Genomic DNA, 13,578 nt, shown 5'->3' on the forward strand with positions numbered 1-13,578 from the left:
CGGATTCGCCCGTTACGGAATGATCCGCGCAGCCCGGTAGCGGTCGACCTTGTCGAAGAAGCTGTCCGGGGTTCCTCGGAAGTTCAAGAAACCGGCCTTCCGGCTCTTGGTCATATCGGTGAGGCACTCGATCTCGCGCCCGAGGTCGCCGTCGGAATGCCACCAGGAGGCAAGCCGCCCGAGGTCCGTCTCGACGAGTCCGTTCTTCTCGGCGATGCCGGCCCAGGTCTGCTCCATCCCGCGCATCTGGTCCGCGAGGAGGCGGGGTTCGCCCTCGAATCCCTCCCAGTCGAGACCGAAGTGCTCGGCGATACGAGGCCACAGCCAGCGCCAGCGGAAGACGTCGCCGTTGGCGATGTTGAAGGCCTCGTTCTCGGCCTCTGGATGGGTGCCGGCCCAGATCAACTGCTCTCCGAGCAGGTCGGCATCCGTCACATCGGTGAGGCCGTTCCACTGCGTGGCGGAGCCGGGAAAGACGAAGGGGAGGCCGAGTTCCTTGCAGATGGTGGCGTACACCGACAGGGTGAGCGCCATGTTCATGGCGTTTCCGGTGGCGAAACCGAAGACGGTGTGGGCGCGGTGCACGCTCCAGGTGAACCCGTTGCGCTCGGCCGAGCTGAACACCTCGTCCTCCTGCGCGTAATAGAAGTTCGGGAAGTCGAGGCGCGGCTCCTCCTCGTGGAATGGGGTATCCGCCATCACGCCCTGCCCGTAGAACTCGAATGGCCCGAGGTAGTGCTTGAGCCCGGTGAGCAGCGAGACATGGCGCACCGACTTCTCGGGCTCGAGAGCGGCGAGCACGTTGCGAACCGTGGCGCTGTTCACTTCGATGTTCTGAGCCTCCGTGTCGTGTCGCATCCAGGCGGTGATGATCACAAGCTCCGGCGCCGATCCGGCGAGGGCCGAGGCGAGACCGTCCGGGTCGAGCAGGTCGGCGACCGCGTTGGTCACTCCGGGGATCTGCACGGATCCGCTGCGGGACAGACCGGTGACCTGCCAGCCCTGCTCGGCGAGCTGGCGGCTCACCGTCTGGCCGGCGATGCCGGTGGAACCGACGACGAGCGCTCTGCGCTGATCCGTCTGTGTAGTTGTCATGGGGCTGTGGACCTCTCTGTTGATCGTGTGTGACCGTGATGGTGATGCATGGCGCAATCAGTCGGGCTGTACGAGCCCGCGGGTGACCTCGGCGATAGCCGACCAGTCGAGACCGGCCAGCGCCGGATCGGCCAGCGCCGACTCGAAGACGTCTCTCAGCACCGGAGCCGATGGCAGCGTGACGCCATGGGCGGCCGCGGCCTGTTCGGTGAGTGCGAGATCCTTGAGTCCGAGCGCGACAGTGAATCCGGGGGGCGAGTACGCCTTGCGCGCGATGAGAGCGCCATAGCCGGTGTATGCCGCCCCGGTGAACGCGGCGTCGGTGAGGATCTCGACGAAAGTCTCACCGTCGACCCCTCCCCGCTCGATGAGCGTCACCGACTCGGCGAGGGCCTGCAGGGCGTGGATCAGGTTGTAGTTCACGCCGATCTTCACCAGGTTCGCGTTCCTCGGCTGGGCCCCGACCACCCAGGTGCGCTTGCCCAGGATGTCGAGATAGGGCTTGGCGCGCTCGACGGCGCTGGCACTGCCCGCCGCAACGATGTTGAGGGTGCCGCTCGCGGCGAGGTTCGCGCGGCCGAGGACAGGAGCGGCCACATACTCCACGCCAGCCTGTCGATGCACCTCGACCAACCGGTCCGTCGCCGCGAGACTGAGGGTGGAATGGCAGACGTGCAGCGACCCTGCTGGCGCCGCCGTAAGCGACTCGGCGGTGAAGGTCGCTTCCGCGGCATCGTCGTTGGAGAGCATCGAGAAGAACAAGCCGGTGGCGATCGCCTCGCCGGCGTTCTCAGCGCGCTCGGCCCCGGCGTCCACAACCGCATCGGCGGCAGAGGCAGTGCGATTCCACACCCGGATGGAATGTCCGGAGTCGAGCAGGTGGCGGGCCATCGCCGCGCCCATCGTGCCGAGTCCGAGGAAGCCGAGTTGCGGCATTGTCATCCCTCCCAGATCGTCTTGAGGTTGCAGAACTCACGGATTCCCGCCGCGGCGAGTTCCCGTCCGTATCCGGACACCTTGATGCCACCGAACGGCAATTCGGGGTAGGAGATCGTCATGTCGTTGACGAACACCGCTCCCGCCTGGAGTTCGCGCGTGAAGTAGGCGCGCTCGCCCTCATCCGTGGTCCACACGTTCGAGCTGAGGCCGAAGTCGGTGCCGTTGGCGATGGCGAGGGCCTCCGCCGCATCCGCCACCCGGTAGAGGCTTGCGACCGGGCCGAAGGTCTCCTCGAGATACAGGCGCATCTCCCGAGTGATGCCCTCGATGATGGTGGGCGGGTAGAACCATCCCGGTCCAGGGGGCATCGCGCCTCCGACGAGGGCGGTTGCCCCTTTGCCGAGCGCGTCGTCAACGAGCGCGGCCAGATCCCGGCGCCCTCCCTCGGTGGAGACCGGGCCGACCTCGGTGTCGGGGTCCATTGGATCGCCGACGCGCAGTGCTGCCATCCGGGAGACAAACAGCTCGCGGAACTCGTCGTACACGTCCGAGTGCACGATGAATCGCTTGGCGGCGATGCAGGACTGACCGTTATTGCCGGTGCGCGAGGTGACGGCGAGCGCCACTGCCGCGGGAACATCCGCGCTCGGCATGACGATGAATGGATCAGACCCGCCGAGCTCCAGAACCGCTTTCTTGATGCTGCCGCCCGCGATGGAGGCGACTGATCGACCCGCGGGCTCCGAGCCGGTCAGCGTCACTGCCACCACCCGTCGGTCTTCGATGACCGTTTTGACCTCTGCGGAGCCGATCAGCAGCGTGGAGAACGCACCCTCCGGGAATCCGCCGCGGGTGAACAGGGTGTCGAGGTACAGGGCAGTCTGCGGAACGTTCGACGCGTGCTTCAGCAAGCCGATGTTCCCCGCCATCAGGGCCGGCGCTGCGAAGCGGATGACCTGCCAGAGTGGGTAGTTCCAGGGCATGACGGCGAGCACGATCCCGAGCGGCTGGTAGATGGCTCGTGCGGAGCTCGCGCCGACAGAAGAGGGATCGTCAAGCACCTCGTCGGCGAGAAAGCCTTCGGCATTCGCGGCGTAGAAGCGCATGTTTTTTGCGCATTTGAGCGCCTCAGCCCGCGCGGAGGCCAGGGTCTTGCCCATCTCGATGGTGAGGATGCGGGCGATCATCTCCACCTCGGACTCGAGCAACTCCGCGGTGGCGATCATCCACTCCGCCCGCTGGGCGAAGGTGGTCGCGTGCAACGTCTCGAACGCACGACTTGCCGTCACGAGCCGAGTCTCGACCTCCTCCGGCGTGTGGGCCGTGAAGCTGCGCTCGGTGAGTCCGGTGGTGGGGTTGACAGTGGCGATCGCCATGAGATTGCTCCTGAAAGACGGGATGGCCCCTGGCCGATTTCCCGACATCCGCACGGATGCGCACTTCCGACCCTGGACATGTGCAGTTACAGTGAACACTACAGGGGTTCAGCGCGGCGCTCAATGCCACCCCGCCAGGCCCTGTGTATATTGGTCCCACCCCGATCAGGGGTTCGAGCAGCCTCATCAGAGCCCGTCACCCGGCCCCGTGCCGGTCGTCCTGCCCGAGCTGGACATTCGTGAAGGTATCCATGGAGAGTTTGGGTTCGCGCCTGAAGGACATCAGGCTCAAGGCGGGGCTCACCCTGCGCGAATTGGCCCGACAGGCCGAAGTGTCGCCGTCGTTCGTCTCGCAGATCGAGAATGGCAAGTCGCAACCCTCAGTGGCCACCCTCTACGTCTTCTCGCAGTTGCTCGACGTGTCGGTCGACGAGCTCTTCGAGGCGCGAGATCCCCATCCTCAGCCCGCCCGGTTCGTCGGACAGGAGGAAGGGTGGGAGCCCGGGGGACCGAAGAATCCCACCAGCGCGTGGCCACCGACCGCGTACTCCAACCGGGTTTCCGTGGTGCACCCGACCCATCGGCCGCATCTCAACATGGCTGAGGGAGTGGTCTGGGAGAGGCTGGCGGCGACCCCTGAACACGCCGCCAACTTCATGAAGATCACCTACGCGCCGGGGGCGACCTCGACCGCTGGCGGCGACCTCGTGAGCCATGTCGGGTGGGAGTACGGCTACGTGCTCGAGGGCGAGCTCGAGGTCACGATCGGAGAAGAGGTCTTCCACCTGCATTCGGGCGAATCACTCGGATTCGATTCGGCCATCCCCCATGTGCTCCGCAACCCGGGCGAGACGGAGTTCGTGGGCCTGTGGTTCGTGCACGGCACGTCCTGACGGCGAATCAGACCTCGCCGCTCACCTTCAGCCAGATGCCGCTGGCGGGCTCAACGCCGGAGTTGTGGAAGCGATGCGGTCGCGCGGGATCGAAGCTGAACGAGTCGCCGGCGCGGAGCTTGACCGTGGAGTCTTCCAGCTCGAGATCGAGTTCGCCGGCGACGAGGTAGGCGTTCTCGCTGCCCGGGTGAGTCATCAACGATCCGTCGGACGAGCTCGATGCGCCCGGCTCGTACGTCACGAGCACTGCTTCTGCGAGGCTGAGCGGGGCTGAAGCGACCAGTTCCCAGCGCACACCATTTCCGATCTCGAGGATCGGCCGCGCGCCGGATGCCCGGTGCTCGAGTCGTGCACCGGAGGCGAGCGCGTCCGCCTCCGCTCTGCCGGGTGCTCCCGTATCGGTAGCCGCTCCGGGGACGCGACTCACGGTGAGGGGGAGACCCATCACCTGGTCGAGGGAGATTCCGAAGAAGTTCACCAGGGCGTACAACGTGCTCACCGAGGGTTGCGTGTGGCCGAGCTCGATCTGGGAGATGAGGGCAGCCGAGACGCCGATCTCGGCGGCGACTCCACGCAGGCTCAACCCGCGGTCGGTACGGGCTGCCTTGAGGCGCAGGGCGAGATCGGAAGCCATCCGAATCCTCCAGTCTTGTAAAGCTTGACTTTACAACACGCGCGCACGACCATGGAGGAGATCGTTAACAGTCACTAAACACATGCGCGAATGCCCGAACCGAAAAGTCCCTCGCGGGACGGCTTCGGCATTCGCAGGCGCGACACTCTCGTCATCGGGGACGAGGAGAAAGAAGCTTCCCATGGATCTCGGCAACGGCCTCGGCCACCTCACCTACTCGACCCTGGTTCACGCGGGGGACACCTGGGATGAGATGAAAAACAGCCTCCACTCTTTCGTGCCCGCCGTGAAGGAGCGAGTCGCGCCCGACCAGCGTTTCGGTGTCTCGCTCCGCATCTCGGCGGCATCCGCCCGTACTCTCACCGAGCAACCGGCCGAGCGTGCAGAACTCACGCAGTTTCTCGACGACCACGACCTCTACGTCTACACGGTCAACGCGTTCCCGTACGGTCCGTTCAAGGGCGACCTCGTGATGGAGCGGGTCTACGAGCCCGATTGGGCCACGGATGACCGGGTCGCCTACACGAACTCGGTCGCCGACATCCTCGCGGAGATCGCGCCGACGGATATCAGCCCCAGCATCCAGACTGCCCCGCTCGCCTTCGCGCCGAACGTGGTCGACGACGACTACATCACCCACTTCACCACCAATCTGCTGCGGGTCGTCGCTCACCTCTCCGAGCTGGAGGCGAGCTCGGGCCGCCGGGTGAAGCTCGCGTTGGAACCCGAACCCGCCTGCTTCCTCGAGACCACCGCGGAAACCGTGGAGTACTTCACCACCCGGATCTACTCGACGGCCGGCATCTCCGAGCTCGCCCGGCTCACCGGACTGCCGATGTCAGAGGCGGAGGGAGCCATGCGCCGCTATCTCGGTGTCGTCTTCGACATCGGGCACCAGGCGGTCGGCTTCGAGGACATCCCGGCGTCGCTGCGCAGTCTCGTCGAGGCGGGCATCCCGATCTTCAAACTGCAGGAGGCGGCGGCGCTCTGGGTGAAGGACCTGACTCTCGACATCGTTCCCCAGTTGCGCGTCTTCACCGACACGATCTATCTGAGCCAGACCACGATGCGCCGCGGGGGAGAGGTGACGAAGTTCCTCACGCTGGGTGAAGCGCTCGATGCATTCGAGGCCGATCCCCGCCCCACCGAGATCCGCACTCACTTTCACGTGCCCGTGTTCCTCGAGGAACTCGGCCCGTTCGTCACGACCAGGTTCGCCGTGCAGGAGGCTCTGGCGATGCACCGCGAGACGCCGCTCTCCGATCACCTCGAGATCGAGACCTACACCTGGGACGTGCTTCCCGCCGATCTCAAGACCGGAGACATCACCGACTACGTCACGCGCGAGCTCGAGTTCGTGCGCGGCGAACTGCTGGACCCGCGTCCGTGAGGGCCGCGGTCTTCCATGCCGCCGGCGACATCCGTGTCGAGGATGTCGACCGCCCCGCCGGTCCGGCCGCCGGCCAGGTGCTCGTCGCACCCCTGTGGTGCGGCATCTGCGGCACCGACCTGCACGAGTATGCGCAGGGCCCGATCGTGATCCCGACCACGCCGCATCCTCTCACTGCGGCGTGCGGAGCCCAGATCCTCGGTCACGAGTTCTCGGCCACGGTGATCGAGACCGGTGCGGGGGTCACCAACGTCGTCGCCGGCCAGCGGGTGTCGATCATGCCGCTGCTCTCCTGCGGGGAGTGCTATTTCTGCCGTCGCGGTCTCAACCACCTCTGCCGCGTCATGGCGGCGGTCGGACTCAGCTACCAGTCCGGCGGCATCGCCGAACTGGCCATCGTGCCCGCTGCCAACGTCTTCGCGCTGCCCGACGGCGTCTCCGATCTGCAGGGCGCGGTTGTGGAGCCGGGAGCGGTGGCGGCCTACGGCGTCGACACGGCGGGCGTCCGTCCGGGCGACACGGTGCTCATCACCGGTGCCGGGCCGATCGGCGCCCTCGCGTCGCTGTACGCGGCATCCCTCGGGGCGAAGGTCTTCGTGTCGGAGATGAACCCGGTGCGCGCGGCTCTCGTGCGCGGCTTCGACATCGGCACGGTTCTCGACCCCGGCGCGATCGACGTGCCGGCCTACCTGCGTGATGCGACCGACGGCATCGGGGTGGATGCCGTGATCGAGTGCTCGGGAAACGAACGCGCGCTCCAGGCGGCCATCGCCTCGGTGCGGTCCGCCGGCCGCATCTCGCAGACGGGACTGCACACCAAGCCGGCGTCGATCGACCCGATGGTGCTCTCGGAGCACGACATCACACTCTCGGGCACCTGGTGCTTTCCGGTGACCGACTGGCCGCGCATCATCGACCTGATCGAGCGTGGCCGCTACCCGGTGGAGAAGATCGTCACCGCGCAGATCGCCATGGCAGACGTCGTCGAGCGCGGCTTCGAGACCCTGCTCTCACCCGTCGGCGACCAGGTGAAGGTGCTCGTGAGCGCCGCATCCCTCTAAAGTCTCGGAGAATCTCATGACCGACCAGAAGATCGCCGTGCTCGGCACCGGAGCCAATGGAGCGTCCATCGGCGCGGACCTCACGCGCGCCGGCCTCGACGTGACCCTCATCGAGCAGTGGCCTGCCCACGTCGAGGCGATGCGCAGGCACGGCATCCGGGTGCAGCTGCCGGAAGAGACCATCACGACCCCGGTGACCGTCATCAACCTGTGTGAGGTCGCGACTCTTCGCGAGAAGTTCGACGTGGTGCTTGTGCTCATGAAGGCCTATGACACCACCTGGGCAACCGAGCTGATCAAGCCATATGTCGCCTCGGACGGGCTCGTCGTGGGTGTACAGAACGGCATGACCGTCGACGACATCGCGCGCGTGGTGGGCGTCGAACGCACGCTCGGCGCCGTGATCGAGATCTCGTCGAACATGTTCGAACCCGGCATCGTCGAGCGGCAGAGTCCGCACGCGCGCTCCTGGTTCGCGGTCGGCGGCATCGACCCGTCCACGCGCGGCCGGGAACACGAGGCCGCCGACCTGCTTCGCCACTCCGGCACGGTCGAGGTCACCGACGACATCCGTTCGTCCAAGTGGATGAAGCTCGTCGTCAACGCCGCGGAGCTCGTGCCCTCGGCGATCCTCGGTCTGCCGCTCGCCGAGGCGGTGCGGGTGCCGGGAATGCGGGAGTACATGATCGAGGCCGGGCAGGAGGCAGTGCGCACGACCCTCGCCATCGGTAACCGCGTCGTGCCGATCTTCGGCATGTCCGCCGACGACGTGACGAGCCCGGAACAGTTCACGGAGGTGCTCCTGGATGCCGTGCTCAACGACTACACGCTGCCGTCGACCCGGACCACGGTGCTGCAGGACTGGATGAAGGGACGTCGAAGCGAGGTCGACCAGATCAACGGACTGGTCGTCGACGAGCAGCGCAGGATGGGTGGCCGGGCCCCGGCCAACCAGATCGCCGTGGAGCTTGCGCACCGCATCGAGAGTGGCGAGCTGGAGGCCAGTCCGGCGAACGCGGCATTGCTCACCGGCCACTAACCCTGTGCGAAGAGCTCCGGGTGCCGGCCGAGCTCGAGGCGCGTGCGACGGATGTGCCCGGCGAGAACGCGCTCGGCATCCGTGCTGTCGCCACGCCGGATCGCGCCGACCAGCAACTGGTGTTCATAGTGCACCGCCCGGTTGCCGTCGGGTCCGATCAGCAGGGTGAACGCCCGGCGATAGTGCTGGGTCGAGTTCCAGAGCCGGTGCACCGTGTCGCCGAGGATCGAGGTGGTTGCGCCGGTGTAGGAGAGCAGGTGGAACTCCCGGTCGAGATGAAGGAAGGTCTCGACATCCGATCCGGCCTGCATCTCGTCGGCGAGCTGCTGCAGGCGGTCGAGAGTCTCGGTCGAGAGATGCGGCAGGCTGTACCGCAGCAGCAGCGGCTCGATGCGCTCCCTGATCTGGTAGACCTCCTCGCATTCGGCGAGGCTCAGGTGGGCGACCCACGCACCGGTGTTCGCGATGAGAGTGACAAGGCCGTCCGCCTCGAGAATGCGGAGCGCTTCCCGCACCGGGATGCGGCTCGCGCCGAACTCCTCGGCAATGTCCTCCTGCCGGATGCGCGCACCCGGCGCGTACTCGCCGCTCAGGATGGCGTCCCGCACCCGCGCCGCGATGCGGTTGCCGGCGGAGCCGTCGCGGCTGGCGGTGGGGATCATGGGCGCCTCAGGACGAAGGAGATCGGACTATTCGGACGGGTGCGCCGGATGCCACAGTTTAACCGCGGCATCCCGCTCATAGGCCTTCCCGTCCGGGTAGCTCACGAGTTCGAACTGCATTCCCCAGGGGCTGCGGAAATAGACCCAGCGCTGGCCGGTGCTCCAGCTCGATGATTGCGTCGGTTCGGCCATGATCTCGACTCCGTTGGAGCGCAGGTGGTCGAGAGCCAGGTCGAAGTCGTCGACATAGAACGCCAGGTGGTGGCCGCCGATGTCGCTGTTGCGGGGTTCGGGGGCTGCGCCATCCGCGGAGTCGTATTGGAAGATCTCGAAATTCGGGCCGTGGCCGCAGCGGAAGAAGCGCAGTTCGCGCATCACGGTGCGCGGGTGCACGCCGAGGTGGTCGAGCATCCAGTCGTCGTGCTCATGCGCGAAGGGTCCGAGCGAGTAGATGAGCTGGCAGCCGATGATGTCGACGAAGAAGCGTTCGGCCTCGTCGAGATCCGGCACAGTGAATCCGATGTGCTCGGTGCCTCTCAAGCCCGGGATACCTATGCCCATGACCGACTCCTTCGTCTCGTGTTGTATCCAAAATAGTACGCAATCCGGTCTTCCGCTCAGAAATGAGGGCAATTTCGTATCAATTGGATGCAATCGGCGCTATCGTGTGAAGGACATGGAGCCGATTCGCGTGAATCGGCGCGACCGATGGAGACTGTGCACATGGCGAAACAACGACGTTTGGATCCACAGGCTCCCTGGGTGCAGCTCACCACGAGTGCCCAGGACTGGAAGAACGCGGATCCGGCGCTCCTCGCGACGATGCTTGGCCAGCTCCACCTCATCCGTGCCTTCGAAGAAACGGTGCTCGAACTCGCCGGTGAGGGCCTCGTTCACGGACCCGCGCATTCGAGCATCGGCCAGGAGGGTGGCGCGGTCGGCTCGATCGTCGGCCTCGGCTCCGCGGACGCCATCAACGGTTCCCACCGGGGGCACCACCAGTTCCTGGCCAAGGCGGTCAACCACGTCTCCGGCGGCACACTCGACCTCGCCGCGCTCGTCACCGAAGACATCCAGACGGTGCTGCAGCGAACCCTCGCCGAGATCCTCGGTCTCGCCCAGGGCTACTGCCGCGGTCGAGGAGGATCGATGCACCTGCAGTGGTTCGAGGCCGGGGCGCTCGGAACCAACGCGATAGTCGGCGGCGGCGTTCCGCTGGCAGCGGGGAACGCGTGGGCGCAGAAGCACGCCGGCACCGCTGACGTCACGGTCTCCTATTTCGGCGACGGGGCCACCAATATCGGCTCGGTGCTCGAGACGATGAACCTCGCCTCTGCCTGGAAGCTGCCGATCTCCTTCTTCATCGAGAACAACCTCTACGCCGTCTCGACCACCGTGGAGGAGGCCACCGGCGAGCCGCGCCTCTCGGCCCGTGCGCTGGGCTTCGGCATCCCCTCCTGGCGCGTCGACGGCATGGATCCGCTTGCCGTCCACCTCGCCATGAAAGCCGCCGAGGAGATCATGCGTTCCGGAGGCGGTCCGACCGTGATCGAGGCGGAGGTCTACCGCTTCTTCCACCAGAACGGGCCGTACCCGGGGAGCGCATTCGGCTATCGCACCAAGGAGGAAGAGGCGGCTTGGCGCGCCCGAGATCCCCTCGACCGGGTGGCGCGCGAAATGATCGCGCTCGCACAGATCGACGAGCGCGGCGTCGCGTCGGTGCGCGAGCAGGCGCAGTCCGCCATGCGGGATGCGGTGGGGCAGCTGCTCGAGGCCGATCCGGAGACCGCCGGTAAGCGCCGCATTCGTCCGGAGCTCTGGCCCGACGTCGACTTCGTCAACGTGGGTGTGCGCGGTGACGCCAGCGAGCTCGCCGGACTGCGCACCCTCGAGCCGAGTACGGCCACTGCGGCGACTGAGAAGACCAAGTTCGTGGATGCCGTCGCCAGCGTCATGGATCGACGCATGGCCGAAGACGAGCGAATCATCGTGCTCGGAGAAGACGTGCATCGCCTCAACGGAGGCACCAACGGAGCCACCAAGGGTCTCGCCAAGAAGTTCGCCGACCGGGTGCTCGGCACCCCGATCAGCGAGAACGCCTTCGCGGGACTCGGCGGCGGGATGGCCCTCGACGGTCGCTATCGACCCGTCGTGGAATTCATGTACCCCGACTTCATGTGGGTCGCCGCCGACCAGGTGTTCAACCAGATCGGCAAGGCCCGCCACATGTTCGGCGGCGAGAACCCAGTGCCGCTCGTGCTGCGCACCAAGGTCGCCATGGGTTCCGGTTACGGTTCACAGCACCTCATGGACCCGGCCGGGATCTTCGCGACCAGTCCCGGCTGGCGTATCGTGGCGCCGTCGTGCCCTGCCGACTACATCGGCCTGATGAACACGGCGCTCGCCCTGCAGGATCCGGTGCTCGTGATCGAGCATGTCGACCTCTATGCCGACAGCGGCGAGGTTCCCGTCGGTGACCTCGACTACTGCATCCCGCTCGGCACGGCAGCAATTCGGCGCACCGGCAGCGACGTCACGGTGATCAGCTACCTCAATATGGTCAAGCACTCCCTCGAAGCGGTGGAGCAGACCGGGATGGACGCCGAGGTGATCGATCTGCGCTGGCTGGATCGGGCATCCCTCGACTGGGACACCATCGGTGAGAGTATCCGCAAGACGAACGCCGTGCTGATCGTCGAACAGGGCGCTCGCGGCACGTCCTACGGCGGATGGCTCTCCGACGAGATCCAGCGCCGATTCTTCGACTACCTCGACCAGCCGGTCGAACGGGTCACCGGCGGCGAGGCGAGCCCGAGCATCTCCCGAGTGCTCGAGCGCGCGGCGATCGCCCGAACGGAAGAGGTCGTCCTCGGCCTCGAGAAGATCAAGCGTGGACTGGGCGGTAGCCGCTGATGGCCACGATCGTGCGGATGCCCGAGGTGCTCGCCAACGCCACGGAAGCCGCGATCCAGGGCTGGCTCGTCTCCGAAGGCGACAGCATCGAGGTGGGTCAGCCGCTCGCCGAGATCGAGACCGAGAAGGCGATGGTGGAGTTTAATTCCGAGGTGGCGGGCGTGCTCGTCCGCCTTCTGGTCGGTGAGGGGGACTCCGTGGACGTCGGAGCCCCGATCGGCGTGATCGCCGCGCCGGGGGAAACGGATGTCGACGTCGCGGCCCTCCTCGCCGGCGAGAATTCTCCGACCGCCACACCGTCGTCCGACACCGCGCCGCCGGTACCGGATGACGGAGCCACCGCGCTCGAGAGTGAGGACTCGCATGCCGCGGCCGCCGGCGATTTGCCGTCTGCTCCGCCCAGCGCTGCCCCCGCGATCGACCTGCGCGCCCCGGCTTCGCCTGCGCCTGCTGCGGCCGCGCCCGCTTCGACTGTGCCCGCTTCGGCCGCGCCTACCTCACCTGCGCCCGCCGATTCCGATCCTCGGCGGTTTGCGAGCCCTCTCGTCCGTCGTCTCGCCCGGGAGCGCTCGCTCGACCTCGGGGCAGTCGTCGGGTCCGGGCCCAACGGACGGATCGTCCGTCGCGACCTCGATGGTCTCGTGGCGCCGGCAGTCACCGCGTCCGCGATCCCCGCGGTGTCGGCCGCCCGCCCGGTGGTGGTCGCTGCCCCGGCCTCATCGCCCGCAACCCCCGATTCGGCGTACGGATTCACGGACATCCCGCACACCGGGATGCGCCGGGCGATAGCGCGACGCCTGACCGAGAGCAAGTCGTCGGTTCCCCACTTCTACGTGACAGCGGACTGCCGGGTCGACCGCCTGCTCGCGCTTCGAGCTGAAATCAACGCCACTGCGCCACGCAAGATCTCGGTCAACGATTTCATCGTGAAGGCCGTCGCCGCGGCGCTCCTCGATGTTCCCGCGGCCAATGCCACCTGGGGAGAGGAATCGACGCGGCGATACGAGCACGTCGACCTCTCGGTGGCGGTCTCCACCGAGGGAGGTCTGCTCACTCCCGTGCTTCGGGGCGTGGACTCCCTCAGCCTGTCGGCGATCAGCGCAGCCATCGCAGACCTCGCAGAGAGGGCGCGAGCAGGCAAGCTGCGCCAGCAGGAGCTCGAGGGCGGCAGCTTTGCCGTCTCGAACCTCGGGATGTACGGTGTGGACGAGTTCTCGGCCATCCTGAACCCGCCACAGTCAGGCATCCTCGCGGTGGGAGCGGCCAAGCAACGAGCCGTGGTGGAGGATGGCCAGCTCGTGGTCGGCACCGTCATGACCGTGACACTCTCGGCGGATCACCGAGTGGTCGACGGCGCGGTCGCGGCCGAGTGGCTCTCCGCCTTCGTGCGGCACATCGAGAACCCGCTCTCGATGCTGATCTGACCGGCTAAACTATCGGTGGCTCCTCGCGTGGCGCCATCCAGGCCAACTCCCCCAGGACGGAAACGTAGCAAGGGTAACCGGGCTCTGGCGGGTGCGCGAGGAGTCACTTAAGTTAAGGGCACGGCCACCGCACACCTGCGGAGCCTAGGCTG

At 66.6% G+C, this 13,578-nt stretch carries 12 protein-coding genes and 1 other RNA gene; 7 read left to right on the top strand and 6 right to left on the bottom strand.

The window, feature by feature from the left end; all coding sequences use genetic code 11:
* Positions 1-12 precede the first annotated feature (12 nt).
* The 3 genes from F1C58_RS02070 to F1C58_RS02080 are packed head-to-tail and all read right to left on the bottom strand — an operon-like array spanning position 13 to position 3,410.
* Positions 13-1,095: an SDR family oxidoreductase gene (locus F1C58_RS02070; RefSeq protein ID WP_185202378.1), complete on the bottom strand. Its 1,083-nt coding sequence runs from the start codon at positions 1,093-1,095 to the stop codon at positions 13-15.
* Between the two features lie 57 nt (positions 1,096-1,152).
* On the bottom strand, positions 1,153-2,037 hold the full coding sequence (locus F1C58_RS02075; protein ID WP_255461214.1) for an NAD(P)-dependent oxidoreductase: 885 nt from the start codon (positions 2,035-2,037) through the stop codon (positions 1,153-1,155).
* Positions 2,034-3,410 carry an NADP-dependent succinic semialdehyde dehydrogenase gene (locus F1C58_RS02080; RefSeq protein ID WP_185202379.1) on the bottom strand — a complete coding sequence of 459 codons (1,377 nt, stop codon included), beginning with the start codon at positions 3,408-3,410 and terminating at the stop codon, positions 2,034-2,036. The genes F1C58_RS02075 and F1C58_RS02080 overlap by 4 nt, the downstream gene beginning before the upstream one ends.
* 251 nt (positions 3,411-3,661) lie before the next feature.
* Between F1C58_RS02080 and F1C58_RS02085 the strand changes: the two genes are divergently transcribed.
* On the top strand, positions 3,662-4,303 hold the full coding sequence (locus F1C58_RS02085) for a helix-turn-helix domain-containing protein (protein WP_255461215.1): 642 nt from the start codon (positions 3,662-3,664) through the stop codon (positions 4,301-4,303).
* Between the two features lie 7 nt (positions 4,304-4,310).
* On the opposite strand, the gene F1C58_RS02090 is transcribed toward F1C58_RS02085, so the two are convergent.
* Positions 4,311-4,937: a cupin domain-containing protein gene (locus tag F1C58_RS02090; protein WP_185202381.1), complete on the bottom strand. Its 627-nt coding sequence runs from the start codon at positions 4,935-4,937 to the stop codon at positions 4,311-4,313.
* A 181-nt stretch (positions 4,938-5,118) separates the two neighbouring features.
* On the opposite strand from F1C58_RS02090, the gene eboE reads away from it, so the two are divergent.
* From eboE to F1C58_RS02105, 3 genes are read left to right on the top strand one after another with little or no spacing between them, the layout of a single operon-like run.
* On the top strand, positions 5,119-6,327 hold the full coding sequence (gene eboE / locus F1C58_RS02095; RefSeq protein WP_185202382.1) for a metabolite traffic protein EboE: 1,209 nt from the start codon (positions 5,119-5,121) through the stop codon (positions 6,325-6,327).
* On the top strand, positions 6,324-7,388 hold the full coding sequence (locus F1C58_RS02100; protein ID WP_185202383.1) for a 2,3-butanediol dehydrogenase: 1,065 nt from the start codon (positions 6,324-6,326) through the stop codon (positions 7,386-7,388). Before eboE ends, F1C58_RS02100 begins: the two co-directional genes overlap by 4 nt.
* Positions 7,389-7,404: 16 nt before the next feature.
* Positions 7,405-8,427 carry a ketopantoate reductase family protein gene (locus F1C58_RS02105; RefSeq protein ID WP_185202384.1) on the top strand — a complete coding sequence of 341 codons (1,023 nt, stop codon included), beginning with the start codon at positions 7,405-7,407 and terminating at the stop codon, positions 8,425-8,427.
* Here F1C58_RS02105 and F1C58_RS02110 read toward each other — a convergent pair.
* Both F1C58_RS02110 and F1C58_RS02115 read right to left on the bottom strand, forming a co-directional pair.
* Positions 8,424-9,089 carry a GntR family transcriptional regulator gene (locus F1C58_RS02110; RefSeq protein WP_185202385.1) on the bottom strand — a complete coding sequence of 222 codons (666 nt, stop codon included), beginning with the start codon at positions 9,087-9,089 and terminating at the stop codon, positions 8,424-8,426. The genes F1C58_RS02105 and F1C58_RS02110 overlap by 4 nt on opposite strands.
* 27 nt (positions 9,090-9,116) lie before the next feature.
* Positions 9,117-9,650 (bottom strand): VOC family protein, encoded by a 534-nt coding sequence (locus tag F1C58_RS02115; RefSeq protein ID WP_185202386.1) that lies wholly within the window; start codon positions 9,648-9,650, stop codon positions 9,117-9,119.
* 162 nt (positions 9,651-9,812) lie between these two features.
* On the opposite strand from F1C58_RS02115, the gene F1C58_RS02120 reads away from it, so the two are divergent.
* The 3 genes from F1C58_RS02120 to ffs all read left to right on the top strand — a co-directional run bounded on the left by F1C58_RS02120 (position 9,813) and on the right by ffs (position 13,537).
* Positions 9,813-12,002, top strand: a complete 2,190-nt coding sequence (locus F1C58_RS02120; RefSeq protein WP_185202387.1) for a thiamine pyrophosphate-dependent enzyme — start codon at positions 9,813-9,815, stop codon at positions 12,000-12,002.
* Complete coding sequence (locus tag F1C58_RS02125; protein WP_185202388.1) at positions 12,002-13,426, top strand: pyruvate dehydrogenase complex dihydrolipoamide acetyltransferase; 1,425 nt, start codon at positions 12,002-12,004, stop codon at positions 13,424-13,426. The genes F1C58_RS02120 and F1C58_RS02125 overlap by 1 nt, the downstream gene beginning before the upstream one ends.
* Positions 13,427-13,440: 14 nt before the next feature.
* Positions 13,441-13,537: signal recognition particle sRNA small type (ffs, locus tag F1C58_RS02130), an RNA gene on the top strand.
* The last annotated feature ends 41 nt before the right edge of the window (positions 13,538-13,578 follow it).

The organism is Glaciihabitans sp. INWT7 (genome assembly GCF_014217685.1).
GTDB lineage: Bacteria > Actinomycetota > Actinomycetes > Actinomycetales > Microbacteriaceae > Lacisediminihabitans.